The 26,149-nt window shown below is 60.8% G+C and carries 20 protein-coding genes; 9 read left to right on the forward strand and 11 right to left on the reverse strand.

The window, feature by feature from the left end; all coding sequences use genetic code 11:
• Positions 1 to 156: 156 nt before the first annotated feature.
• Together msrA and mutS are read right to left on the reverse strand one after the other, a co-directional pair.
• Positions 157 to 852 (reverse strand): peptide-methionine (S)-S-oxide reductase MsrA, encoded by a 696-nt coding sequence (gene msrA / locus QMK33_RS20905; RefSeq protein WP_283566570.1) that lies wholly within the window; start codon positions 850 to 852, stop codon positions 157 to 159.
• Positions 853 to 944: 92 nt separating this feature from the next.
• Complete coding sequence (gene mutS / locus QMK33_RS20910; protein WP_283566599.1) at positions 945 to 3,602, reverse strand: DNA mismatch repair protein MutS; 2,658 nt, start codon at positions 3,600 to 3,602, stop codon at positions 945 to 947.
• 327 nt (positions 3,603 to 3,929) lie between these two features.
• Between mutS and QMK33_RS20915 the strand changes: the two genes are divergently transcribed.
• From QMK33_RS20915 to QMK33_RS20925, 3 genes are all read left to right on the forward strand, one after another.
• Positions 3,930 to 4,466, forward strand: coding sequence for an RNA methyltransferase (locus tag QMK33_RS20915; RefSeq protein ID WP_283566571.1), 537 nt, complete (start codon positions 3,930 to 3,932; stop codon positions 4,464 to 4,466).
• Between the two features lie 151 nt (positions 4,467 to 4,617).
• Positions 4,618 to 7,452, forward strand: a complete 2,835-nt coding sequence (locus QMK33_RS20920) for a M36 family metallopeptidase (protein ID WP_283566572.1) — start codon at positions 4,618 to 4,620, stop codon at positions 7,450 to 7,452.
• A 73-nt stretch (positions 7,453 to 7,525) separates the two neighbouring features.
• Positions 7,526 to 7,969 carry a hypothetical protein gene (locus QMK33_RS20925; RefSeq protein WP_283566573.1) on the forward strand — a complete coding sequence of 148 codons (444 nt, stop codon included), beginning with the start codon at positions 7,526 to 7,528 and terminating at the stop codon, positions 7,967 to 7,969.
• 88 nt (positions 7,970 to 8,057) lie between these two features.
• Here the strand turns inward: QMK33_RS20925 and QMK33_RS20930 are convergent, their stop codons facing one another.
• Together QMK33_RS20930 and QMK33_RS20935 are read right to left on the reverse strand one after the other, a co-directional pair.
• The gene (locus QMK33_RS20930; RefSeq protein ID WP_283566574.1) at positions 8,058 to 8,855 is read right to left on the reverse strand and encodes a TerC family protein; all 798 of its coding nucleotides are present in this window, start codon (positions 8,853 to 8,855) and stop codon (positions 8,058 to 8,060) included.
• A gap of 104 nt (positions 8,856 to 8,959) precedes the next feature.
• Positions 8,960 to 9,448: a YajQ family cyclic di-GMP-binding protein gene (locus QMK33_RS20935; RefSeq protein ID WP_283566575.1), complete on the reverse strand. Its 489-nt coding sequence runs from the start codon at positions 9,446 to 9,448 to the stop codon at positions 8,960 to 8,962.
• A 169-nt stretch (positions 9,449 to 9,617) separates the two neighbouring features.
• Between QMK33_RS20935 and QMK33_RS20940 the strand changes: the two genes are divergently transcribed.
• On the forward strand, positions 9,618 to 10,100 hold the full coding sequence (locus QMK33_RS20940; protein ID WP_283566576.1) for a PaaI family thioesterase: 483 nt from the start codon (positions 9,618 to 9,620) through the stop codon (positions 10,098 to 10,100).
• A gap of 114 nt (positions 10,101 to 10,214) precedes the next feature.
• On the opposite strand, the gene QMK33_RS20945 is transcribed toward QMK33_RS20940, so the two are convergent.
• The 3 genes from QMK33_RS20945 to QMK33_RS20955 form a co-directional block, all read right to left on the reverse strand.
• Positions 10,215 to 11,306 (reverse strand): NYN domain-containing protein, encoded by a 1,092-nt coding sequence (locus QMK33_RS20945; RefSeq protein ID WP_283566577.1) that lies wholly within the window; start codon positions 11,304 to 11,306, stop codon positions 10,215 to 10,217.
• Positions 11,307 to 11,538: 232 nt separating this feature from the next.
• Positions 11,539 to 12,279 (reverse strand): metal-dependent hydrolase, encoded by a 741-nt coding sequence (locus tag QMK33_RS20950; RefSeq protein ID WP_283566578.1) that lies wholly within the window; start codon positions 12,277 to 12,279, stop codon positions 11,539 to 11,541.
• A gap of 4 nt (positions 12,280 to 12,283) precedes the next feature.
• Positions 12,284 to 12,607, reverse strand: a complete 324-nt coding sequence (locus tag QMK33_RS20955) for a hypothetical protein (RefSeq protein ID WP_283566579.1) — start codon at positions 12,605 to 12,607, stop codon at positions 12,284 to 12,286.
• A 125-nt stretch (positions 12,608 to 12,732) separates the two neighbouring features.
• Between QMK33_RS20955 and mfd the strand changes: the two genes are divergently transcribed.
• Both mfd and QMK33_RS20965 read left to right on the forward strand, forming a co-directional pair.
• Positions 12,733 to 16,215, forward strand: a complete 3,483-nt coding sequence (gene mfd, locus QMK33_RS20960) for a transcription-repair coupling factor (protein ID WP_283566580.1) — start codon at positions 12,733 to 12,735, stop codon at positions 16,213 to 16,215.
• A 138-nt stretch (positions 16,216 to 16,353) separates the two neighbouring features.
• Positions 16,354 to 16,593, forward strand: a complete 240-nt coding sequence (locus tag QMK33_RS20965; RefSeq protein WP_283566581.1) for a hypothetical protein — start codon at positions 16,354 to 16,356, stop codon at positions 16,591 to 16,593.
• 121 nt (positions 16,594 to 16,714) lie between these two features.
• Here QMK33_RS20965 and QMK33_RS20970 read toward each other — a convergent pair whose 3' ends face one another.
• Positions 16,715 to 19,276 carry a TonB-dependent receptor gene (locus QMK33_RS20970; protein WP_283566582.1) on the reverse strand — a complete coding sequence of 854 codons (2,562 nt, stop codon included), beginning with the start codon at positions 19,274 to 19,276 and terminating at the stop codon, positions 16,715 to 16,717.
• 177 nt (positions 19,277 to 19,453) lie between these two features.
• Complete coding sequence (locus tag QMK33_RS20975; RefSeq protein ID WP_283566583.1) at positions 19,454 to 20,155, reverse strand: DsbA family oxidoreductase; 702 nt, start codon at positions 20,153 to 20,155, stop codon at positions 19,454 to 19,456.
• A 191-nt stretch (positions 20,156 to 20,346) separates the two neighbouring features.
• Between QMK33_RS20975 and QMK33_RS20980 the strand changes: the two genes are divergently transcribed.
• Entirely contained in the window at positions 20,347 to 21,339 is a 993-nt protein-coding gene (locus QMK33_RS20980) for an aldo/keto reductase (protein ID WP_283566584.1), read from the forward strand.
• Positions 21,340 to 21,446: 107 nt separating this feature from the next.
• On the opposite strand, the gene QMK33_RS20985 is transcribed toward QMK33_RS20980, so the two are convergent.
• The gene (locus QMK33_RS20985; protein WP_283566585.1) at positions 21,447 to 21,938 is read right to left on the reverse strand and encodes a hypothetical protein; all 492 of its coding nucleotides are present in this window, start codon (positions 21,936 to 21,938) and stop codon (positions 21,447 to 21,449) included.
• Between the two features lie 162 nt (positions 21,939 to 22,100).
• On the opposite strand from QMK33_RS20985, the gene proB reads away from it, so the two are divergent.
• Complete coding sequence (proB, locus tag QMK33_RS20990; RefSeq protein ID WP_283566586.1) at positions 22,101 to 23,189, forward strand: glutamate 5-kinase; 1,089 nt, start codon at positions 22,101 to 22,103, stop codon at positions 23,187 to 23,189.
• A gap of 82 nt (positions 23,190 to 23,271) precedes the next feature.
• Complete coding sequence (locus QMK33_RS20995) at positions 23,272 to 24,519, forward strand: glutamate-5-semialdehyde dehydrogenase (protein WP_283566587.1); 1,248 nt, start codon at positions 23,272 to 23,274, stop codon at positions 24,517 to 24,519.
• An 86-nt stretch (positions 24,520 to 24,605) separates the two neighbouring features.
• On the opposite strand, the gene QMK33_RS21000 is transcribed toward QMK33_RS20995, so the two are convergent.
• Positions 24,606 to 25,934: a T9SS type A sorting domain-containing protein gene (locus tag QMK33_RS21000; protein ID WP_283566588.1), complete on the reverse strand. Its 1,329-nt coding sequence runs from the start codon at positions 25,932 to 25,934 to the stop codon at positions 24,606 to 24,608.
• Positions 25,935 to 26,149: the final 215 nt, after the last annotated feature.

The raw sequence follows: 26,149 nt of genomic DNA on the forward strand, positions 1-26,149 counted from the left end.
CCCTTCGCTACGCAGCACTTTTCGGATAGTGAGGCCGCCCGCCGCCCAGCCGTCAGCGTCACCAAACACACAGTAATTATTTATTATACAGCAACTTACAAATAAAACGGCCCCACCGCACGAAGCGATGGGGCCGTTTTGCGTACTGGAAGTGGCTTAGAGATTAGGCAGGCCGGATTTCAAATCTTTCGGGAAAAGCTTGCGCACGTGGGCCACTTTGTGCTCCGACACGTTGATAATGTAGGGGTTGTCGGTGTGCAGGCGGTAGTAGCCCTGGTGGTAGTCCTCGGCATCCCAAAACTGCTTGAAGGGCACCACCTGGGTCACGATTTTGCTGTCGTACTCCTTCGAGGAATTGACCTTGGCAATGGTTTCGTCGATGATTTTCTTTTCCTCCGGCGTGCGGTAAAACACGGCCGAGCGGTACTCGGGGCCGGTGTCGTTGCCCTGGCGGTTGAGCTGCGTGGGGTCGTGGCTAGCCGTGAAGAAAATATCGGCCAACATCTTGTAACTCACCACTTTGGGGTCGTAGTAGATATTAACCGTTTCGGTGTGGCCGGTTTCCTGGCCGGCCACCTGCTCGTAGCTAGGGTGCGGCACGGTGCCGCCGGCGTAGCCGCTCACCACCTGCTTCACGCCCTTTATCTGCTCAAAGGCTTCTTCCTGCGCCCAAAAGCAGCCGCCGGCAAAAGTGGCCTGCGCCAGGCCAGTGAGGTTTTTGGGGGCAAGGCCCGCCGTGGAGGCCACGGCGGCGGCGGGGGTTTGGCCCTGCGCCTGGGCGGGCTGCTGCGAGCCGCAGGCCGCAAGGGCCAGCAGGCCCAGGCCGGAAACGGCCGACAAAAGCTTGGTCATGGAAGTCATGGAGGAAGTGAGGGGTTTTATACGCTGGACGCGCGCCCGCCGGATTCCTTACAACACGGCCACCCGGCTGCTGGTTCGCCGTGCTACGCCCCCGACACGCCCTTGAGCTCCTGCAATTTCAGCAACGCCTCGATGGGCGTGATGGTGTTGATATCCAGGCTTTGCAGCAGCTCGCGCACGCGCTCCAGGGCGGGGTCGCCGGGCTCAAACATGCTGAGCTGAATCTTGGGCGCCGAGGCCACGGCGGCCGTGGCGCGGGGCCGGGGCTGGGCGCTGGCTTTGGGCGGCTCATCGAGGCCGGCCAGCACCTCATCGAGCTCCGTGGGGGCGTCTGCGTCCACGAGGCCGGTTTGGGTGCGCTCCAGCTCTAGGTGGTGCATTATTTCGTTGGCGCGCAGCACCACGGCGGGCGGCATGCCGGCCATGCGCGCCACATGAATGCCAAAGCTGTGCTCGGAGCCGCCGGGCCGCAGCTTGCGCAGAAACAGCACCCGGCCGTCGGCCTCCTGCACGGCCACGTGGTAGTTGCGCACCCGCGGGCAGTCGTCGGCCAGCTGGTTGAGCTCGTGGTAGTGGGTGGCGAACAGCGTTTTAGCCCGCGCCTTGGGGTTGTTGTGCAGGTGCTCCACAATGGCCCAGGCAATGCTGATGCCGTCGTAGGTGCTGGTGCCGCGCCCGATTTCATCCATCAACACCAAGCTGCGCTCCGAGAGATTATTGAGGATGGAGGCCGTTTCGGTCATCTCCACCATGAAGGTGCTTTCGCCCTTGCTCAGGTTGTCGGAGGCTCCCACGCGGGTAAAAATCTTGTCGATAATGCCGATAGTGGCCGCCTCGGCGGGCACGAACGAGCCGATTTGGGCCAGCAGCACGATGAGGGCCGTTTGGCGCAGCAGCGCGGACTTACCGGCCATGTTGGGCCCCGTTATCACCACTATTTGCTGGTCGTCCTGGCTCAGGCACAGGTCGTTGGGGATGTAGCTTTCGCCGGGCGGCAGCTGGCGCTCAATCACCGGGTGGCGGCCACCCTTGATGTCGAGCGTGGGCCCGTCGTTCACCACGGGCTGGGTGTAGCGGTGCTGCCGCGCCGTGGCCGCAAACGAGGCCAGGCAATCGAGCACGCCGATGGCGCGGGCGTTCTGCTGAATCTGGCTCACGAAGTCGAGCGCCGCCAGCGTAACCTCCTGGTAGATACGGGCTTCGATAATAAACAGCTTCTCCTCGGCCGTGAGAATCTTCTCCTCGTAAGTTTTCAGCTCCTCAGTTACGTAGCGCTCGGCGTTCACCAGGGTTTGCTTGCGAATCCACTCGGGCGGTACCTTATTTTTGTGGGCGTTGCTGACTTCGAGGTAGTAGCCAAACACCTTATTATAAGCCACTTTCAGCGACGAGATGCCGGTGATGGCCTGCTCGCGCTGCTGCATTTTGAGCAAAAAGTCCTTGCCCGAAAAAGCCAGCCCGCGCAGCTCATCCAGCTCGGCATCAACGCCATCCTGAATCACATGCCCCTGGTTGGTGAGCAGCGGCGCATCAGGCTTTATTTTGGCCTGAATCTCGGTGCGCAACGAGTCGCAGGCGTTGAGCTGGTCGGCCAGCTTTTCGAGGGCCCGGATGCCCGAGCCGGCCAGTTTGGCGCGCAGCGGCCCAATGCTTTCGAGGGCCCGCGCCAGTTGCAGCAGCTCGCGCGGGTTCACGCGGCGCACGGCCACCTTGGAGATAAGGCGCTCCAGGTCGTTGATGGGGCGCAGCTTGCTCTGCACTTCTTCCAGCAGCTCGGGGTCGGCCACGAGGGCGGCCACGGTGTCGAGGCGGCGCTGAATCTGGCTCACTTCCTTGAGCGGCAGCACCACCCACTTGCGCAGTAGGCGCGCCCCCATCGGTGTAATGGTCTGGTCCAGGATATCAATCAGCGGCACGCCGCCGGGGTGCTGGGCCTGCACCAGCTCCAGGTTGCGCACCGTGAAGCGGTCGAGCCACACGTACTTATCTTCTTCGAGCCGGCCCAGGCTAGCAACGTGCTGAATATCAGTATGCTTTGTTTCGGCCAAATAGTGCAGGATGCAGCCGGCCGCAATCACGCCCTCCTTCAGGTTATCGACCCCGAAGCCCTTGAGCGAGGTGGTGCGGAAGTGCCGCGTGAGGGTGTCGTGGGCGTAGTCCTGGCCAAAAACCCACTCGTCGAGCGCGTAGGTGCAGAAATCGGGACCGAAGTTGCCCTCAAACTCGGCCCGGCTGCGCTTGCAAAACAGCACCTCGGCGGGCCGGAAATTTTGCAGTAGCTTGCCCAAGTAATCAAGCGTGCCCTGGGCGGCCAGAAACTCGCCGGTACTGATGTCGAGAAACGAGATGCCGGCCTCCGTTTTGCCGAAGTGCACGGCGGCCAGGTAGTTGTTTTGGCGGCGCTCCAGGGTGTTGTCGTGCAGGCTCACGCCGGGCGTCACAAGCTCGGTTATTCCTCTCTTAACCAGACCCTTAGCTAGCTTGGGGTCTTCGAGCTGGTCGCAGATGGCCACGCGCTGGCCGGCGCGCACCAGCTTGGGCAGATAGGTGTCGAGGGCGTGGTGCGGGAAGCCCGCCAGCGCCACCTCGCTGGCCGTGCCCGCGCCGCGCTTGGTGAGCGTGATGTCGAGGATGCGCGAAGCCGTAACCGCGTCTTCGCCAAAGGTTTCGTAGAAGTCGCCCACCCGAAACAGCAGCACTGCGCCGGGATGCTCCTGCTTGAGCTGGTAATACTGCCGCATGAGCGGCGTGTCGGCCACCGCGATAGGCTTGATATGGTCGGGCCCCAGCGACTTAATGGCAAACTTGGAAGCGGGAGCAGCGGGGGCAGGAGCGGTAGACAAGGCAGAAGCGCGAACTTTGGGGCCCGCGAGAATTTAGTAATACGTAAAAATCGGTTGTCCTTGCGAACGCCGCGTGGCAATCTTTCCTTGGTCGTTCGCTTCACAGGGTTACTAACCCAGGCGTGAAGGAAAGATTGCCGCGCGGCGCTCGCAAGGACCGGCGCATCATCCGCGATTCCATTTAAAAACCCTTTTCGCGAACCACAAAGTTCGCGCTCCTTCCGCATGCGCAAACTCACCATGACCGAGCTAAACCGCCTACCGGTGGCCGATTTCAAAGCTACACCCAAAAGCCCGGTGGCCTTAGTGCTTGATAATGTGCGTAGTCTGCACAACGTGGGGGCCGTTTTTCGCACTGCCGACGCCTTCGCCCTCGAAAAAATCTACCTCTGCGGCGTCACGGGCCAGCCCCCGCACCGCGAAATTACCAAAACGGCCCTCGGCAGCACCGAGTCCGTGGCCTGGGAGTACAGCGCCACCACCCTGCAGGCCGCGCAGCAGCTAAAGGCCGCCGGCTACCAGCTGGTGGCCGTGGAGCAAACCACCGGCTCGGTGCTGCTACCGCAGTTTTGGCCCGAGCCCGGCCGGCCGCTGGCCCTGGTGCTGGGCAACGAGGTGCTGGGGGTGGACGACGAGGTGCTGGCGCTGTGCAGCGCGGCCATCGAGATTCCGCAGCTCGGCACCAAGCATTCGCTCAACGTGGGCGTGGCCGCGGGCGTGGTGCTGTGGGACGTACTCAGCAAGCTAAAAATATTTGGCTAAGCACCTGGCAGGCACACGGATAGTTAGCCTTGAGTAGCCCGCTCGTATTTTTTCTGCGTTTTTTTAGCGCTTTAGGGAAGGGGTTTGGGAAATGTGTTTATCTTTGGAGCCTAGCCATTGTCATCATTTTTTTCTTCCTTTTTCCTCTCCTATGACGTTGTTCTCTACTCATTTGGGCTATCGGACGCTGGCTCTAGCAACGGCCTTAGCCTTGCCGGGTATCGCCCAAGCTCAGCAAGGGCCGCCGGCCGCCGCGCTATCGTCATTTGCCGCTAAAGCCAAGGCCCAGGGGCTGAGTGCCGCCGACGTGGCTAATGTACTGGTAACCAATTCGTATACCGACACCAGCACCGGTATTACCCACACCTATCTGCAGCAGCGCGTCAATGGCTTGGTCGTGTTCAACGCTACCGGGGCCGTGCACACCGATAAAGCAGGCAAGGTCATTTTCTCGGCGCAGGACTTTGTAGTGGGGGCCGGTGCCAAGGCCCCTTCCGCAACCCCCGCGCTCACGCCTGCTCAAGCCGTGGTAGCCGCCGCCGTAAGCCTGGACCTGCCCCGGCCCGTGGGCCTGCGCACGGTGTTAGAAGCCCGCGTGGCTGATGGTATGGTATTCAACAACGGAGGGATTTCGGAAGAAAACATTCCGGTGCGCCTGATGTACACCCGCCAGAATGATAAGCTGGTGCTGGTGTGGGAAGTATCCATTGCGCAACTCGATCAGCAGCACCATTGGAATGCCCGCATTGATGCGCAAACCGGCCGCTTGGTTGATAAAAACGACTTCGTAGTAAATGAGGTAGCTACGTTCAACCAGCAAACGCTGAAGGCGCAGGCCAGCCAGCAAAAGGTGCCTGCCTTTGCCACCGCCGCCACGCGCTCGGTGCTGGGCACCACGGCCGCCGCTAGCCTCAACGTCATTCCGGTGCCGTTTGAAAGCCCCGACCTATCGCCCCGCGTGCAGGTCCCACTCAGCTCGGCCAATCCCCTATACTCGCCCGTGGGCTGGCAGGTAGAGCAGGCCGGTGCGCCTACCGGTTTCTTCGACGATTCTTATTCCCTGGCATCGAGCGGCAAGTTTTTGACGCGCGGCAACAACGTAGCTGCCTACGACGACAATAGCACTACGGCCAACGTTTCGGTTGATACGCCTAATACCAACCTGGTTTCGTCCACTTCCTCGCCCGACGGGGGGGCTACCCTGAGCTTCGACTTTCCCTTCGACCAGACAAAAAGTGCCCGCGACCCCAATAACCTGTCCGCCGGTATCACTAACCTGTTCTACTGGAACAACATGCTCCACGACGTGATGATGGCGCATGGCTTCGATGAGGTATCGGGCAACTTTCAGTACAAGAACCTCACAAAGGACAGCCAAGGCAACAAGCTAGGCAAGGATGGTGATTTTGTGCGTGCGGAGTCGCAGGACGGCAGCGGCCGCAACAATGCCAACTTCTCGACGCCCGCCGACGGGGGCAACGGCCGGATGCAGATGTACCTGTTTGACAACGTTGGCCCCAGCTTGCTGACTGTGACGGGGGCAGCGGACGCAGCCGGCACCTACAAGATTGCGCCCGTCGGCTTCGGCCCCAGCCTCACCAAGAAGCCCCTGGCCGGCAAGTTGGTGCTCGTTAACGACGGCGTATCGGGTGATGGTGGTGACCACGGGTGCGCCTCACCTTTTATAAATGCGGCCGCTATCAGGGGTAATATTGCTTTTATAGAGCGCAATGGCTGCACGCAGCTATCGACGCTTAGCCCACGGCCCAACAATCAATTTGCGCCCAAAGTGAAGCGGGCCCAGGACAATGGGGCCGTTGGTGTCATTGTCTTCGACTCTACGGCAGCTACTAATGGGCTGATTAATTTTGGCGGTGCTGATACGGTAGGCATTCGCATCCCCGCTATTTATCTTGGTGGAGCCGATGGTTTTAAGTTGCGGGCAGCCATTCGGGCCGGCGGCACGGTTAATGTATCGGCAGCCCTTGGCATAATTGGTGCGGACTTCGATGGCTCGTTTGACAACGGCGTGGTTTCGCACGAGTTTGGCCACGGTATCAGCAACCGCCTCACCGGCGGCGGCACCGCCACCTGCCTCGATGCCACTACTGGCAACCAAACGATGGGCGAAGGATGGAGCGACTTCTTTGGCTTATGGATGACAACCCGCCCCGGCGACATTGGCAGCACCAATCGCTACGTGGCTACCTATGATAACGGCAACCCTTACGCGGCGGGCCCCGGCTTCCGCAGAAAGCCGTACACTACCAACATAACGGCTACGGGCAACGACTATACCTATTCGAAGCTTGGAACAGGAGTTGGGAAGTTCAGCGAAACCCACGACGTGGGTGAAGTCTGGACCACGGTGCTATGGGACCTGAACTGGCAGTTCATATACAAGTACGACTACAACGCCGACTTCTTCGCTGCTACCGGCGGCAACAACAAAATGCTGAAGCTGGTGCTTGATGGCTGCAAGCTGCAAGTGTGCCAGCCCGGGTTCCTCGACGGTCGCGACGCCTTGCTACGGGCCGATAGTGTGACCAACCGCGCGGCAAATGCCGACCTCATCTGGAACGTATTTGCCCGCCGGGGCATGGGCTACGGTGCCAAGCAGGGCGACCGTGTGAACGGCTACCCCACGGTGGCCAACATTGTGCAGGGCTTCGACATTCCGCCCAAATCGAAAGTTATTGCGCTGGCCGCCAAGAACGGCGTAGTTGCCGACAACGCCCTGGAAGCTTACCCCAACCCCGCCCAGAACCGCCTCATCGTGCGCACGCAGCTCAGCAGCACCGCCCCTATGCAGGTAACCATGATTGACCTGATGGGCAAAACCGTGCTGCGCGCCTCGGTACCCACCACCCAGATGCAGCAGAGCGGCGTAGAACTGAACACCAGCCAGCTCGCCACCGGCCTCTACATAGTGCGCGTGAGCACTACCGAAGGCAGCTACACCACCAAGGTGACCATTCAGCACTAAACTGCCTGGCCCCTTAAACTTAAAAAAGCCTGGCTTCGGCCGGGCTTTTTTTGTGCCCGTATTACTAAGGTCTATGTCCAATTCTTCCTCCCCCACCCGCCCGGCCGGGTACGACCCCGATGCGGCGCTACTGGCCCTGCGCCCGGCCATTGCCGGCCAGCCCGCCGCCATTCCTACCCCAGCCACCGTGGCCGATTTTCAGCACCAGGTGCTGCGCCCGGTGCTCAAGCTTCAGCACGCGGTGCTGCTGGCCACCGTGGCCGACTTTGCCCACGACTACCATCTGCCGCTGGCCACCGCCGACCCCACAGAAGCCACCCGCTTCCTCACCGAGCTGCTGGCCCGCAACACCCGCCTGCGCGCTACCCTGGTGGGCCTTGTGGTGGGTTTGCTCACGCAGCCCGAGCTGGCCTTTTACCGCCTGCACCGGGCCGAGCTAAATCGCCGCCTGCTCGACCTGGCCGAGCAGCGCGTGCTCACCAGCCTCGACGGGCTGCCCGCTCACCCGCCCAGCTAGGCCCCTGGGCACGCCCCAAACGACAGCGAGCGCCGCCCGGACTGACCGGACGGCGCTCACTGTCGTTTGGGGCGTGCCCAGGGGCTGCCTAGTCGTATTGCGAGTCGCGCAGCTTCACGGGCGCCGACTTGCTTTTGCCGCGCAGGCGCATGTTCAGCAGCTCTACCAGCAGCGAGAAGGCCATGGCAAAGTACAAATAGCCCTTCTCCACTTCCTTGTGGGCGGCCTCCATCACCAGCATGAAGCCAATCATGATGAGAAACGACAGCGCCAGCATCTTGATGGTGGGGTTGCGGTTCACGAAGTTGGCCACGGCCCCGCTGAAAGCCAGCATGATACCCATGGCCACAATGACGGCCGCAATCATCACCAGCACGTTGTCGACCAAGCCCACGGCCGTGAGAATGGAGTCGAAGCTAAATACGATGTCGATAATGATGATTTGCAGGATGATGGCGCCCATCTTGGCATGCGTCTTCACAATAGTGTCCTCTTCCTCCTCGCCCTGTAGCTTAGTATGAATCTCGGTCGTGCTCTTGTACATCAGAAACAGGCCACCCGCTAGCAGAATAAGGTCGCGCCCGCTCACGCCAAAGTTTTCGACCAGCGGCGGAATATGCAGGGTAAACAGCGCCGTGCGCAGGCTCACAATCCAGGAAATACTCATCAGCAGCCCAATGCGGAACAGCAGGGCCAGCAGCAAGCCGATGGTGCGCCCGCGGGCCTGCTGCTCGGGAGCTAACCGATTGACGGTGATGGAGATAAAGATAATATTATCAATACCCAGCACGATTTCCATCAGCGTGAGGGTGAGCAAACTAACCCAGGTTTGCACCTGCGAAAAAGCGGCAAAATGCTCGGAAGAAAAGGCAGCGAACGGTGACAAATGAAGACGGCTAAAAAGTCGAAGACGATGAATGAATGATGAAAAATACGGCTCGCCCACCCAACCGAAGCGCTACCTGGCTTCGGGGCTGGGGGCAGCCTAGTTTATTTCATGTTCACAAATTGCAGGGGCTGGCCATTGTCAGTGCGGCGCAGCAGGGCAATAACGGCCTGTAAATCGTCTATCTTCTTGGCCGACACCCGAATCTGGTCGTCTTGCATCTGGGCCTCCACCTTGATTTTGCTGTCCTTGATGGCTTTGATAATTTTGCGGCCCGCGTCCTTGTCAACCCCGGCGCGCACCTTCACCGTTTTCTTAACGAGCGCACCGCTGGCCTGCTCCTCGGCCGTGAAGTCGAGGGCCGTGCCGTCGATGCCCTGCTTCACGATGCGCGCCATCAAAATATCTTCGAGCGCCTGAATGCGCATCGAGTTCTCCGAGCTGAGCAGCACGGTGTTATCTTTTTTATTCAGCTCGATGCCGCCCTTGGTATCGCGCAGGTCGTAGCGCGTGGCCAGGTCTTTTTTGGCCGTGTTCACGGCGTTTTCCAGCGTCTGGGGGTCTACTTTGCTAACGATATCGAAGGAAGGCATAAGGGTCTGCTGTTTAGGGGGAAGTCTTACCGGGCCCAGGTTTTGTCTACCCCACGGCCGGCCGGTTGCGAGTAGGTAAAGGTACGGGCTAGGCTGCGCCGGGTTTAGCTTGCGCGGCTGTTACGCCATTTGTTAGCTACGCAGTTTCACTTCCTCCCATTCTTCCTCCATGTCTGCCCTCCTCGACTGGCCCACCCTGGTAGCCCACTACAACCACATCAACCGCTATGGCCAGGCCAACGGCATGGCCCTCAACGTGCCCGCCCCCGGCCAAGCCGAGTACCGTATGGTTATCCAAGACGAGCACCTCTCGTCGCCGGGTACGGCGCACGGCGGCGTGCTAGCCGGCCTTATGGATGCCGCGCTCGGGGCGGCCGCGCTCACCCTAGCCTTCACCGAAGGCGACTTGGTAGCTACTATAGAATTTAAAATCAACTACTTGCGCCCAGTCCATCTAGGTAATGAGTTGCTGGCCATAGCGCGGGTCGAGCACACGGGCAAGTCGATTATGGTGGTGAGCGGTACCATTTACCAACACGCGGCCGAGGGCACCGGGCCGGCCGTGGCGCAGGGCCTGGGCACCTTCAACCGCTACCCGGCCAGCAAGCGGGAATTGGGAATGAAGAATGGGGAGGGAGAGAATGGAAAATAGTAAAACCCCTTCGCTCCTGCCGAACTAAGCGGCGGAAACAAACGGGTTTTGCTGTCCGGAAGGCGGAATTACACGTCGTTAATTCCGCTTTCCAACTTCTACATTCCACACTCCTTACAGCACGGCACCCACCGACTGCATGGTTGCGCTGGGCTCGTAGTCGCCGTCTTCGTCGCCGGTGAGGTTAGGAGCGGGCACCTTGCGCACGTTGCGGGCGCAATCCTCGTCGCGGTGGTTGCGACCCACCGTAAACTCTACCCAGTCGCCCTCACGCAGGTCGTTGAAATCGCCCTCCGACAAGTCAGCGTAGCTGAAAAACAGGTTATTGGGCGGCATTATTACGAAGCCAAAGCCATTCTTCAGGTTCTTGATGGTGCTGATGCCGATGGTGCCCACCGGGCCGGCGGCCGTGGGGCCCGAGGGCCGCACGGCGCGGCTGGCCGCCGCAGCGGCCAGGGCCGCGGCCGAGGCGGCGGGCGCGTAGGCCGGGCTGGTGGCGGCCCCGTTGGTGGGGGCGGGCGCGGGCATGTTGGCAAACGCAGCGGGCTCGCTCTGCGTCACAAACATGTTCTCCACCACTTCATCCTGCTCCTGCAGGCCGCGGTCGATAACGGAGTGCATGGCCACGGGGTAGGTAGCCTGCTCCAGCAGGTGCTGCGAGGCGCGCGTCACGCGGGTTTCGCCCTTGAAATCTTCGTATTTGAAGTCCCAGTTGAGCAGCATCACGCGGGTGCCCACCGTGTTGAGCTTGCGGATGAGGGGCACGTAGTCGGAGTCGCCAGCGATGAGCACCACCACATCGAGGGCCTTATGCAGGGCCATTTCGAGGGCTTCGAGGCTGAGCCACACGTCGATACCTTTTTCCTGGAGGCGGCCGTCGCGGGTTTTGAGGGGCATGTAGTGCGTGCACACGCCCAGATTCATCAGAATGTCGTCGAGCAGGCGGTCGTGAAAGAGGCGGTCTTTATCGCGGGCTTCGGTAGCCGATAGCCGACCCCGAAAAAAGTGGGAAGTAGTGACCTGCGCTAGTCGCACGTCAACATCTTCTTCTTCAGCTACTTGATGCCGAATAAACTCGTGCAGGCCTTCGAGGCTGATGCGGGCTTTACGCTCATGCTGGAAATAGTAATAATCACTAATTTTAAGGAAATAATTGCCGTCGTAGAAAACGCCGACCCGGATGAGCGGACTATTCATCTGGTTCATAATAAAACAGAAATGTTGGTGGGTAAATTTTGAGAATGGGGTAGCAGTTGTAATAAAGCCCGCCGGCTAGCAGATGAACGGGCTAACACATTAAAAATCAATAAGCTCGGTGGCTAACGAGCCTGAGTTGAGCGGGTTGTTATAGTTCACGGTAAGATACAATTACCGCCGCCGTGTTCCCCGCTCCGACGCGAAGCTAAGGCTGGGCAAGTAGATACACAAGTTATTCATTTTAAAACCCAACGCGGCCGATAACCAGCCCTAATACCAGCAGCCCGTAGCCCAGGCAAATGGTGGCTTCCATTACGTTACCCGCTTTAGAGCCTGTGCTTAAAAGCGGAATTTTGAAGCTAAAGTTGGTGAGGGGCCGCAACCACTGCACGCCCGACTTGGTGAGCGTATCGGCCAGCAGGTGAGACACATAGCCGCCGCCCGCGTAATAGGCCACGCCGTGCCAGCCCAGGCTGCGGTTGGCCAGCTCGCCCACGTAGGTCCAGAATATAGCCGCCCAGATGGTGTGCGTCCAGGTGCGATGCGAGGTGTAGGGGGCCAGCGAGATATACCCCCCCAACAGGCTGAGCCATAAAAACTTGGCATACAGGCCCGCCAGCACCGTGGCCATGCCCGTGAAGAGCAGCGCCAGCTTGCGGGCGTGGCCGCCCTGCAAGGCCACGCCCAGCAGCCCAAAGGCCAGCGCGGCAATGTAGGTCAGGCGCTGGTCGGGGCCGGGTCGCAGTTGGAAATACGCATAGCAGGCCAGTGCCAGCGCCGCTGCCCCAAAGGCCCAGCGCACGTAGGCGTGCAGAAATCCTAGGCGCTTACTAAGGCGGCTTTCGGGGTGGTCGAGGTCGGGGGCGAGGGCCGAGAAGCCGGCCAGCGCAATGCCGGGCAGCGAAAACGGGATGCCGGGCACGAGGCCCGCAATGGCCACGCCCGTAATGAGGCCGATGGCCAGGTGAGCAGAACCGCGCAACTACTTAAGCTTGGGGGTTTTCGAGCGTGTTGAGGCGACCGGCATGTTTTTTTAGCTGGTCGTCGTGGTCGAGCAGGCGGTTGAGGAAGGGCTCAAAGCCGCGCGTGATGCCCTCCACAATGCTGCGGCTGGCCTCCTGCAACTCGGTGCGCATCTCGATTCTGAGTAGTCCCAGTTCTTGCTCTACCCGCTGCAAACGGGTATCCATTGTTCGCTCTAGGCGGTCGATGCGACCGTTGATGGCATTCAGTTCCGAGCGCACTTCGTGCACTTCGATGATGAGCTCGGACACTACTTCGGGCAAATCGCGGTTAGGAGGGGTGGCCATTGCTAGTAATTTTAGTCCAAGGTACGGCAAACCTATGGGCCACCGTAGGAGTACTACCCTCGCTGCCCGACCGGAATGAACCCCGGCCGGGCTGGCTGTTTTTAGTTTACCGTTCGCAATACCCTGTGCAAGTAGCTGATTTTCTTCGCCTTTATCGCCTCGACGCCGAGCTGCAAACCCTGAGCGTGCGCCTGCTGAGCGCCGCCCAGCCCACCGACGCCAAGCGCCCCGCCGACGAGGCCGCCCACGGCGGCGAGTTGCGCGTGCAGCTGCGCGGCCTGGTGGGCTCGCAGGATGCCGTGGTAGCCGCCGCCGCCGCCCAGTACGCGCACCCCAACGTATTTGTATTACATGACAAAGACGAGGCGGCGCTGTTTATGGCCGACCTGCGCCACCTGCTGCCCGAGGGCCCCGAGGCACTGCTGTTTCCAAGCTCCTACAAGCGGCCCTACGAGTTTGATGAGACGGAGAACGCCAACGTACTGATGCGCGCCGAGGTGCTTAACCAGCTGAATGCCAGCCGCAACGCCGAGGTAGCGGCGCGCAACAAGGCTCCGCTCATTGTCACGTACCCCGAGGCGCTGAGCGAGAAGGTTATCAACCGCCAGAGCCTGGTACAGAACACGTTTTCGGCGAAGGTGGGCGATAAGATAGATGTGAATTTTCTGGGAGAGCTGTTGGCGCAGTACGACTTCGAGAAAAGCGATTTTGTGTACGAGGCCGGGCAGTACGCGGTGCGCGGCGGCATCGTGGACGTGTTCAGCTACGCTAATGAATTGCCTTATCGGCTCGAATTATTTGGCGACGAGATTGAGAGCATTCGCACATTCAACCCCGAAACGCAGCTGTCGGTGGAGCCGCGCACCACGGTGAGCATTATTCCGAACGTGCAAACCAAGCTACTGCAAGAGCGGCGCGAGTCGTTTCTGGAGTTTTTACCGCGCACCAGCTGCCTGTGGGTCAAGGATATGCGCCAGACGCTGGACGTGGTGAGCGAGCTGTTTGACAAGGCCGAGAGCAACTTCAAGCGCCTGCTGGAAGAGGCCAGCGGCATGCAGATTGTGTCGAAGCCGGCCGACTTGTTTGAGGCCGCCAAGAGCCTGAAGAAGTGCCTCGACGAGTTTGCCATTGTGGAGTTTGGCAAGCGGTTTTACTTCAAAAACGCCCAGGACTTTCAGTTTGCGGCCAAGCCGCAGCCGAGCTTCAACAAGGATTTTGACCGGTTGATGAAGAACATCCGAGAGAACAAGGTGCGCGATTTTACCACCATTATCGCGGCCGATTCGGTGCGGCAGGCCGACCGGCTGCGCACTATTTTCGACGAGCTGGACCCCAACGTGCAGTTTCAGCACCTGCTCATTGCCCTGCGCGAGGGCTACGTAGACGAGCGGCTGGGCCTGGCCGTATATACTGACCACCAGCTGTTTGAGCGCTATTATCGGGCCCAGGAAACGCGGAAATTCTCCAAGAAAAAAGCCCTGACCCTGCGCGAGCTGAAGACCTTGCAGCCCGGCGACTACGTGACGCACCAAGACTACGGCATTGCGCGCTTCGCGGGCCTCACGCAGGTCGAGATGAACGGGCACACGCAGGAGGCCATCCGGCTGGTATACCGCGACGACGACGTGCTGACGGTGAGCATTCACGCGCTGCACAAAATTGCTAAGTACAGTGGCGCGGAGGGCTCACCGCCCAGTATGAGCAAACTGGGCTCGGCAGAGTGGGAGAACAAGAAAAAGTCGGTCAAGAAGAAGGTGAAGGATATTGCGGCCGACCTCATTCGGTTGTATGCCAAGCGCAAAACGGCCCCCGGCTTCGCGTTTTCGAAGGACGGCTTTATGCAGGCCGAGCTGGAATCGAGCTTTATTTGGGAGGACACGCCCGACCAAGCCAAGGCCACGGAGGACGTGAAAAACGACATGCAGCAGCCCCACCCCATGGACCGGCTTATCTGCGGTGATGTGGGTTTTGGCAAGACGGAAGTGGCGATTCGGGCGGCGTTTAAGGCGGCGGCCGATGGCAAGCAAGTAGCTGTGTTAGTGCCCACTACCATTCTGGCGATGCAGCACTACAAGACGTTTCGGGACCGGCTGGCCAACCTGCCGGTGACGGTGGAGTACATCAACCGCTTTAAGTCGCCGAAGCAGATAAAGGAGACGATGGAGCGCGTGGCGGCCGGCCGCACCGACATTCTCATTGGCACCCACGCGCTTACCAATAAGAAGCTGCAATTCAAAGACTTAGGCTTGCTTATTATTGACGAAGAGCAGAAATTCGGGGTAAAAACCAAGGACAAGCTCAAGGAGATAAAGGTGAATGTGGACACGCTCACGCTGTCGGCCACGCCGATACCGCGCACCTTGCACTTTTCCCTGATGGGCGCCCGCGATTTGAGCGTGATTGCCACGCCGCCACCCAACCGCCAGCCGGTGCAAACCGAGCTGCAGGTATTTGATGAAATCATCATTCGTGATGCGATTGCGCGGGAATTGAAGCGCGGCGGGCAGGCGTTTTTCGTGCACAACCGGGTGAGCGACATCGAGGAAATGGCCTCCATGATACTGCGCCTCGTGCCCAACGCCCGCGTCACGTTTGCCCACGGCCAGATGGACGGCGACTCGCTGGAAAAGCGCATGATGAAGTTTGTGGAGGGCGAGTACGACGTGCTGGTGAGCACCAACATCATTGAGAGTGGGCTCGACATTCCGAATGCTAACACCATCATTATCAACCGGGCACACCTCACCGGCCTCAGCGACCTGCACCAGATGCGGGGCCGCGTGGGCCGCTCGAACCGCAAGGCGTATTGCTACCTGCTGACGCCGCCCGTGGCCAACCTGCCTTCGGATGCCCGCAAGCGCCTGCACACGCTGGAGGAGTTTTCGGACCTGGGGGCGGGCTTCAACGTGGCCATGCGCGACCTCGACATTCGGGGGGCGGGCAACCTGCTGGGCGGCGAGCAGTCGGGCTTCATCAACGACCTGGGCTACGAGGCCTACCACCAGGTACTGGACGAGGCGGTGCAGGAATTGAAGGAAACCGAGTTTCGGGACTTGTTTCTGGGCGAGGGCGCGGCCGGCACCAGCCAGCAGCGCCTGCAGCAGGCAGCCGGCGCGCTACCCGGCCACGGCGGCCCCCGCGAAACCCAGATTGAGACGGACCTACCAGTGCTCATCCCGACCACCTACGTGGGCAACGTGTCGGAGCGCTTGCAGCTTTACGCCAAGCTCGACCGCGCCCAGAAGCCCGAGGAGTTGACCAAGCTGGTAGCTAGCATGACCGACCGCTTCGGGCCGCTGCCCGAGCAAGTGCAGCTACTGGTTGACATTGTGAAGCTGCGCTGGCAGGCCGGCAGCCTGGGCGTAGAAAAGCTGACGCTGAAGCGCGAAACGCTGCGCCTTTACCTGCCCGCCGGGGCCGGGCACGAGGCCTATTTCCAGGGCGAGGGCTTCGGGCGCATTCTCAATTTTGTGCAAACTCACCCCCGCACGGCCCGCATGAAAGACCAGAAGGACAAGCTGCAAGTGACCTTCGATGCCATCAGCAGCGTGGGCAAGGCCCAGCACCTGCTGGCCACGCTCGGGGCCGAGGAAATGGTGCTGGCGTAGGCGATTAGCTGAATTACAAGAAAATATCAGGCAGGCAGAAGGGAAGCAACACACTTGCCAGTTTAAGTGAACTGCTTCCCTTCGGCCTACCTGATATTTTTTATAACTATTTATAAATCAACATTATTTGCTGCTGCGATGAACAACGCTAAAGAAGAACTGACCTTGCTTATCAAGCAGTTTACAGCCGGACTAGAACACGCTCGGCAGCAAGCAGTTACTCATGATTCAGAGGCTTCTACCGAAATGCCGCCAATACAAACAGTTGATTTAGACGCTTTTACAAATTCATGGTATTCCATTGATTATCAATTGACTATCTTACAGCAAAAGCTAGCAGCCTTATTAAACCGCAACCAATCTGGCACCATAAATTAGCTCATCTTTAATCGTTCGCTTCTGCGTTTTCTACGCAAACCTCCGCGACTTCTGCGGGCTAAAAAAAGTTGGGGCTACGCGCTAACGTAGCCCCAACTATAATTAACAAACTACTAATCAATTACCTACTCTTCGGCGCTACGTAAATACTGGCATTACCACGGCTAGGGTCGCCATTGAGGCTGATGCCCTCGGTGGAAATCTGGAAGTTGCCGCTGCCGTCGGCGGTGTTGAAGATAAACTCGCCCTTGCCGGCGATATCGGTGCTGAACTCGGGGTCCCAGTAGAGGGTGAGGCGGCGCGGGTCGGCGGCGGGCGCGTTCATGACGGGCGCGCCGTAGTGGGGCTGGTAAAACTCGCGGGCCTGGTAGTAGCCCGGCAGCTTGATGGTGATGAGGCCGGGGCTGGGCCCTTTGTCTTCGCCCTTGTAGTTCTTGTTGGCCCGTTTGGTGTATATCGCAATCACGCCGCCCGAGCTGCCGAAGATGGCTCCCTCGGTGCCTTTAAAAACCTCCACGGCTTCTATCTGATTGGCGGGCAGCGTGTTGATAAAATCAATATCGGTACGCTGACCATCGAGTAGAAACAGCGGCGTGCCGCTACCGCGAATCTGCACGCTCATGTTGGGCGGGCTGCCGCTGACGGTGAGGCCCGCCACCCGGCTCTGCAAGATTTGCAGGGCGCTCATGCCCGACTGCGCGGCTGGAATATCGGTAAAATCGACTATCGTGTTGGCCACCACGCCGGGGTAAAGGCGGCGCGTGTCGTTGGGGGCAATCACCTGCTTCTTACCGGTTACGGCCACGTTGGCTAGCTGCACATTACGGATTTCACCCTCTGGCCGGCCCTGGCGCTCCTGCACCTGCTGCTGGCGGCTGCGGCGCAGGTACTCGGCCACGCCCGAGGTGGTAGCCACGGGCGGCAGCGGCGGCAAGGGCGCGCCCAGGGTGGGCGGCCCCATATCGGGCCGCACAATCACGTTGCTGCCCCCCGTGGCGCGCCGCGCCTGCAAAGTGATGAGCGACGTATCGCGCCCCGGAAAGCCGCTAAACAGGAAGCGGCCACTGGCATCGGTGGTGGCCGTGAGCACGTTGCGCACCGGCTTGCTCTGAATAAAGGTGAGCTGGCTGCTCGGAATACCGGTCTGGCCCATGCCCGTGACCTGCCCAAACAGGGTAATGCCCTGCTCAAAGCCGTAGAACAGCGGCGGCGGCTTGGGGCCGAGCACCTCCTTCCACACGTAGCGGCGCCAGCCCTGGGTGAGGAGCAGGTCGTCGAGGGCGCGGGTGGTTTCGGGGGTGGGGTTTTGGAAATAGTAGCCGGGGCTTTCGACGTAGCCAGCCAGGTCGGAGGTGAGCAGCAGGCTGCTGACCACGTTGCCGCCGGTGGGGTCGAGGGCAGCGGCCCCGGCCTCGGCCACCGTTACGGAGAGGTGGGTGGCCATGGGCTGGCCGGCGGCATCGGCCACCGTCACCTTCACGTGCACGGCATCGTGGGGGGCGTACGCGGCCTTGTCGGGGGTGAGTACCACGCGCAGGGCGGGCTGGCCCATCAGCACGAAGGCCAGGCGCTCGGCCTGGGCCGTGCTTTGGGCATCAAACAGCGTAAAGTGCAGAATACCATTGGGATAGCGTGCCTTGGCCACCGTCCAGGTCACGGGCTTGCCATCGTCGGTTATGGGCTTGGGCACCAGGCCAATGATAAAGCCGCGCACCTCGGTGAGCAGCATCACCGGGCCGGGCACCGGGGCACCGGGCACGCCGCGGTAGCGGGCCTCCACGGTGTAGCTGTCGCCGGCCTCGGCCACGTGCAGGGCGTAGCCGGTGGCCTGCACGGCGGGCAGCGGATAGTCGGTACTGGTGCCGTCGGGCAGCTTCACGCGGGCGTGGTAGCGCTGGCCGGCGGCGGGCACGAGGCTGAGCCGCCCCATGCCGACGTGCTGGGCGCTGAAGGCCGCCCCCACCGGCTTGTTCTGCTCATCGAGCACCTGCCCGCTCACGGCGATGCCCTTACCATTGGCCGCCACGGCCTTAAAGCTCACTACCGACGACAGGCCGGCCACCAGCGTACCGCCTTCAGCGAAGAACTGCACATCGGGCTTGCCAACGGTGGGGGCCAGGCGCGGCATGGCCTTGAGAGCGGGCGTGGCGGGGGTAGCGCCGCCGCTGGCCGCGGCGGGGGTTTTGTCAGGGTCGGCGGGCCACACTTGCAGCTGGCGCTCAAACACGAAGCCGGGGCCGGCGTTGCGCATCCAGGTGGTGTAGGCGCGCAGCAGGTAAATGCCCGCGTCGAGGCTGTCGCTGAGCTCGATGTCGCCGGCGGCGCGGCCGCCCACCAGGCGCAGGGTGCGGCGGGCCACCACCCGGCGCTGCGGCGAAAGCAAATCCACGTGCAGCACTTTGCTGAGGGTGTCGGGCCGGTGGCGCATGGCATCCACCACGTAGCCGCTGAGCCAGATGGTTTCGCCGGTGCCGTAGGCGGGGCGGTCGAGGTGCAGGTACACCTTTTCGGGCAGGGTACGCGCGTAGAAGGCGCTCAGCTTTTCGGCAATAACCCGGATGGGGTTGTCTTCGGCGGGCAGCCGAAAGGCCGTGAGGGCCAGCACGCCGGCCGCGGCCGCCGGCACCCAGAAGCCGGCCCACCGCTTGCTGGCGCGCCCGTTGGTTGCTATTTTTTTAAGCATAAGTAAGGAAACAACGAATGCGGCGCACTCCTAGCGCCCACAGGCGCCCACTCACAAGCCTACGCCAAACCGCGTGGCGAAAGTATGAAGGTGAGATTTAGAATGACGCAAAAACGTTTGTCATTGCGAGCGCAACGCAGTGGAGCGTTCGCAATGACAACCGCTTTGGAGTAAGCTCTAGTCGCAGCCCTCGGGGCCGCAGGCGGGGCCGTCGGCCAGCAGCGTGGGGCGGACCGGGGCCGGGTGGCCTTCTTCCCACACCTTGCCCAGCACCTCGGCAAATACTTCGCTGGGCTGCGCGCCCGACACGGCGTATTTATCCTCAAACACGAAGAAGGGCACGCCCTGCACGCCTATTTGCTGGGCCTCGTACTCGTCGCGGCGCACCTCGTTGGCGTAGGTGCCGGCCTCCAGGGCCTGGCGGGCGGCGGCGGCATCGAGGCCGATTTCGGCAGCCAGGTTGGTGAGCGTGTCCAGCTCGTTGAGGTTGCGGCCTTCGAGGTAGTAGGCGGCCATGAGGCGCTCCTTGGTGGCATCCTGCTTGCCCTGGTGCGCGCCAAAGTGCACCAGCTGGTGGGCTAGGAAGGTATTGGCCGGAATGGTGTTGTCGAAGTCGTAATTCAGACCTACTTCCTTGGCGATGAGGGCCATGTGGTCGTTCATGCGGCGGCCTTCGGCCTCCGACACGCCTTTTTTCTTGGCCAGCGAGGCGTGGATGCTCTCGCCGGGCACGGGCACAAAATCGGGGGTGAGCTGGAAGCTTTTCCACTCTACCTGCACATCGGCGCGGTGGGCAAATTCGCCCAAGGCTTTCTCAAACTTGCGCTTGCCAACGTAGCAAAACGGGCACACGACATCGGACCAGATTTCAACTTTCATAGGGATGACTCAGCTAATGAATAACGGAAAAGCACGAAGCCCCGGGCGGGGCCAAATGTTTGCTTTGCGCGCCAGCTTAACACGCGGCCGGCGGGTAGCGTTCGGGGCGGCCAGGGCGGCGGCGGCGCAACCTTCGGCCGGCGGGCAGGGTTAACGGAGGACGTATTTTTAGCAAGCAGCTCCTCTAACTCATGGAATATCAGAAATTAGGCTCGTCCGACGTATCCGTTTCGCGCATCACCTTTGGCAGCTGGGCGGCCGGCGGCTGGATGTGGGGCGGCACCGAGCAGAACGACGCCGTGGGGGCCATTCACGCCGCCTACGACCTGGGCGTGACCAGCATCGACACGGCCCCCATCTACGGCATGGGCCTGAGCGAACAGATTGTGGGTGAGGCCATTAAAAGCCTACCGCGCGATAAGGTGCAGGTGCTCACCAAGTTCGGCATGCGCTGGGACCTGGCGAAGGGCGACTTCGCCATGAAGACCAAAAACAACGACGGCCACGACGTGGACGTGTACAAGTACGCTAGCCGCGCCAGCATCATCAAGGAGTGCGAGGATAGCCTCCAGCGCCTGGGCACCGATTATATCGACCTCTACCAGCAGCACTGGCCCGACGTGACCACCCCGATTGCCGAAACCATGGAGGCCGTGCAGCGCCTCATCGAGCAGGGTAAGGTGCGCGCCGCGGGCGTCAGCAACTACTCGGTGGCCCAAATGGAAGAGGCCGAAAAGACGCTCAACCTCGCCTCCAACCAATTGCCGTACAGCATGTTGCGCCGGGCCATTGAGCAAGATGCCGTGCCTTATTGCCAGGCGCACGGCAAGGGCATCCTGGTGTACAGCCCCTTGCAGCTGGGCCTGCTCACGGGCAAGATGAAGCCCGGCCAGCACTTCGACGCCAGCGACCTGCGCAGCACCAACAAGCTGTTCAAGCCCGAGGCGGTGACCAAAGTCAACGAGTTTCTCAACAAAATCCGGCCGCTGGCCGAAACCAAAAACGCCACCCTCGGCCAGCTCGTGCTGCGCTGGACGCTGGCGCAGCCCGGCATCACGGTGGCGCTGGTGGGCGCCCGCAACCCCGAGCAAGCCGTGCAAAACGCCAAGGCGATGGACGTGAAGCTGAGCTTTGAGGAGCTTGACTTTGTGAACAAGCAGCTGGCTGGCTTGCAGCTGGCGTAGAGCTACGTAGGGCAAGCGCCGAGAAGGCCCGCCAACCATGTACCACACATGGCTGGCGGGCCTTTTGCATTGTTCAGTCAGCTGCTTTATTACTCATTAGCAATAGGTTATGCTTCATCCGCTCGCGTCAAGCTCAGCGACGTCATCATCCAGTCATTAGCGCTTTTTGCCAGTGCTTCGTCAGTAGCCGTGAAGGATAGCGTGACGCCGCTTGTCAGGTGAAGCAGTACCCCCTTTTTACGCGTTACCTTCTGGTAATCAATTTGTTGACTATTTAGCGCTGCTAACACAAAGAGCAACGTCAATTTGCTGGCATCTTCAAAAATCCAAGGGCTGATTTCAAAGCGGTTGTTGCTTTTCAGGTCTTCCAGGTAGTCGGTGTAAATAAGAAACAGCTCATTGTTTTGGTCGAAGTGAAACTCCAGCAGGTCGTAGGTCCACACGGGCCATTTGTGGCTCAGCATCTTGTTGTTTAACCCGTCGGGGTCAGCAAAATTGGCCAAAATCCATTCCTTCGTTTGGCCTACTTTAATAAAATCAAGCTTGCCGAATTTTAGAAATTCCAGCAAGTCAAACCGAATAGGATGAGATAACTTCATATACTGTATACCTTGGCATTATTTATCTATAAGACACTCAAAAACAATATAATACATGTTATTTAACAATATGAAAAATACGGGTTAGCCCTGCCAACTTTGATTATGATTTCTTCAGGTAAGCTCACAGCCGGAACTAGCAGGTAAAGTTACTTTTGCGCCATGCCCCTGCCCTACCGCCGCCTCGTCGTCAAAATCGGTTCCAACGTGCTCACCCAGCCCAACGGCCTGCCCGATGAGGCGCGCATGGCCCAACTGGTAGCGCAGGTGGTGGCGCTACGCGCGCAGGGCTGCGAGGTCACGCTGGTATCGTCGGGGGCGGTGGCGGCGGGGCGCAGCCTGCTGGCGCTGCCGCCCAAGGCCGATGCCGTGCGCAGCCGCCAGGTGCTGGCCGCCGTGGGCCAGGTAAAATTGCTGGGCCTGTACGCTGCGCTGCTGGCCCCGCACAGCCTACTGGGCGCGCAGGTGCTGGTGACCAAGGAAGATTTTCGCGACCGCCAGCACTACCTCAACATGCGCAACTGCTTCCAGGAATTGCTGCAGCAGGGCGTGATACCCATTGTGAATGAGAACGATGTGATTTCGGTGACTGAGCTCATGTTTACCGACAACGACGAGCTGGCCGGCCTGGTGGCCAGCATGCTCGACGCCGACGCGCTGCTGATTCTCAGCAACGTAGACGGCATTTACGACGGCGACCCGGCGCGGCCGGGCGCGCGCGTGATTCGGCACATTGCGCCGCACGACACCGGCTTTGCCGAGTTTGTGACGGCTACGCGCTCGCAGTTTGGGCGCGGCGGCATGCTCACCAAGTGCTCCATTGCCCACAAGGTGGCCGGGCTGGGCATCAGCGTGCACATTGCCAACGGCAAGACGCCCAATATTTTACTTAATATTCTGAACGAAAGCGCGGTAAGCACCTGGTTTCAGCCCAGTAAAAAGGCGTCGGGCACCAAGAAGTGGCTGGCCCACGCCCAGTCTGCGCAGGCCGCGGTGCACGTGAATGCCGGGGCGCGGGCGGCGCTGCTGGCCCCCGGCAAGGCCAGCAGCCTGCTGCCGGTGGGCGTGGTGCGCATCGAGGGCGATTTTCAAAAAGGCGACCTCGTGCGCCTCGTGGATGAGGCCGGCCAGGCCCTTGGCCTGGGCCTGGCCGAGTACGGCGCCGACAAGGCCCGCGAGCGCCTGGGCCAGCACGGCCAGCGCCCGCTGGTGCACTACGATTATTTGTTCTTGACCGAAGATGTGCGGTAAGCTTTAGCTTGCCGTAAGCCGCAAAAGCACCTCTTGATTGTCAATCTATTGCCCGGCAAGCTAAAGCTTACCGCACACCTTTATGGCTGATTACTCCGAATTTTTCATCGCCGCCCAGCGGGCCAGCCGCGCCCTGGCCACGGTGGCCCCCGCTACCATCGACGCCCTGCTGCGCGACCTGGCCGACGCCCTGCTGGCCCACACCGACTTCCTGCTCAGCGAGAACGAGAAAGACCTGGCCCGCATGCCCGCCACCGACCCGCGCCACGACCGCCTGCGCCTCACCCCCGAGCGCCTGGCCGCCATTGCCGACGACCTGCGCAGCGTGGCCGCGCTGCCCTCGCCGCTGGGCATAGTGCTCAGTGAGAAGGGATTACCCAACGGCTTACAGCTTAAAAAGGTGCGGGTGCCGCTGGGTGTGGTGGGCATCATCTACGAGGCACGGCCCAACGTGACCATCGACAGCCTGGCGCTGTGCCTCAAAACCGGCAATGCCTGCTTGCTGAAGGGCGGCTCCGACGCGGCGGCCTCCAACGTGGCGCTCATTGAGGTGGCCGGGCCGGTGCTGCTGCGCCACGGCCTGCCACTGGCCGCCGCCACGCTGCTGCCGCCCGAGCGCGCCGCCACCGAGGCCCTGCTGCTGGCCGTGGGCTACGTCGACGTGGTTATTCCGCGGGGCAGCCAGGGGCTGATTAACTACGTGCGCGAAAATGCCCGGGTGCCCGTTATCGAAACCGGGGCCGGCGTGGTGCACACCTACTTCGACGAAACCGGCGACCTGGCCACCGGGGCCGCCATCGTGGCCAATGCCAAAACCCGCCGCGTAAGCGTTTGTAATTCGCTTGACTGCCTGCTGCTTAACCAAAGCCGCCTGCCCGACCTGCCGGCCCTGGTGGCCCCGCTGGCGGCGGCCCAGGTGCAGCTTTTTGCCGATGCGCCGGCCCACGCGGCGTTGGCCGGGCACTATCCGGCCGACCTGCTGGCCGCGGCCACGGAGGCGCATTTCGGCACCGAGTTTTTAGATTATAAGCTGGCCATCAAGACTGTGCCCGACCTCGACGCGGCCCTCGACCACATTGCCCGGCACGGCTCGCGCCACAGCGAGGCCATTATTTCGGAAGACGTGGCCCACATCGACACCTTTTTGCAGGTAGTGGATGCCGCCGCCGTGTACGCCAACGCCTCCACGGCCTTCACCGACGGCGGGCAGTTTGGGCTGGGGGCCGAAATCGGCATCAGCACCCAAAAGCTGCACGCGCGCGGCCCCATGGGCCTGGAGGAGCTCACGAGCTACAAGTGGCTGGTGCGCGGCACCGGACAGGTGCGCTAAGACAAACTATTGATGGTCAATAGTTTGTCTTAGCGCACCTGTTTTATTATTCTTGCCAGGTATATTTATAAGCAACTGCTTGCCAGCTAGCGCTTTACCACGCGCTGTACCTGGCGGCCCTGAGTAGCCGAGGCCACTTCGAGCAGGTAGGTGCCGGCGGGCAGGCCGGCCAGGCTGAGTGGCTGCGCCTGGCCGCCGGCCAGGGTTTGGCTGAGCACCAGCTGGCCCAGCAGGCTGCACAGGCGCACCTGGCAGGCACTGGCCGCCAGGCCGCTGAGGTCGAGGGTGAGCACATCGGCCGTGGGGTTGGGGTACACGGCTACTTGGGCGGCGAGCCGGCTCACGGTGGCCACGGGCGAGTAGGTGCGGGTGCCATCCTGGTCTACCTGGCGCAGGCGGTAGTAGCTGAGGCCGGGCAGCGGGCGGGCATCGGTGACCTGGTAGGCATGGGCATATGCGACGGTGCCGTGGCCGGCTACCGTTTGCAGGGCCACAAATGCCTGACCATCGGCGCTGCGCTCTACCACAAACTCCTTGTTATTGAGCTCCGAAGCGGTAGCCCACCGCACCAGCACCTGGCTCGCGCGCCGCTGCGCCGAGAAGCTGGTGAGCGACACGGGCAGGGGGGCCGTAGAGCAAAAGGTGACGTTGCTGCCAATAGTGCCACCCCGCGCATCGAAGCCGTTGCTGGCCGGGGTGGGCGGTGTGCTGTCGCAAAAATCCAAAAAGCTGTTATCGGCCCCGAATTTGCCGTTGTTTACGGTATAGCCGGCGGCCCGAAATATCCCGCGCTGTCTCATTGCGGTCCCGCCCGTAATGGTTCCGCCGTTGGTAAAGTTGCCCGTGCTGCTGATGGCACCCAGGTTGATTACCCTGCCGGTGCTGGTGAATTCGCCGACGATGGCAAACGTGCTGCCAGCCGCATTGGTCAGGCTCGATGTGCTTGCCAGGGCCGCCATACCACCGCTCACGCTCATGGTGCCGTTGTTGACGAGCACTACCGTGCCGCCGAGGCCCAGGTAGCCCCCAATGGCAGTATTGGCCCCGGTAGCCGTGGTAAAAGCATTGGCATTACCTCCCGGAAAGTTGAAGGCCTGGGTCCAGGTTGCGTTGTTGGTGATGCGCAGCGAGCCGTTGTTTTGACTGATACCCCCGGTCCAGCTGCCAGCATTCTGAATAATACTGATAGTGGGGTTATTACCGCCATCCTGTACCTGCGTGCTCCAGGTGCCAGCGTTGGTAATACTGAGGTTGGCGCTGGTAGTCAGGTAGGCATCCCAGGTGGCACCGCTGGCATTGGTGATGGTGCCACCCGGTGTTGGCTGCATGGCCGACTTCCAGGTGCCATAGTTATTAATGGTGGGCGCAACGGTGATGCTACTGCCAAAGTAGCCGCCCCAATTCACTGTAGGCATGGTACTGCTACCATTATTGAGCGTGGCCGGGGCATTCAGGAAAATAGTATTCGTGTTGATGACACCGAAATTGTTAAGTACTGCACCGGCCCCACCAGCGCTGACAGTGATGGTACCAGAGATAGTCCCGCTGTTGCACACCGTCACGTTGGGCTGGGCTATGGTGAGCGTGCCCGAAAAAGTAGCATTGGCTGCGATGCAGATTGTCTCTCCCT

The organism is Hymenobacter sp. H14-R3 (assembly GCF_030063445.1).
Classification (GTDB): domain Bacteria; phylum Bacteroidota; class Bacteroidia; order Cytophagales; family Hymenobacteraceae; genus Hymenobacter.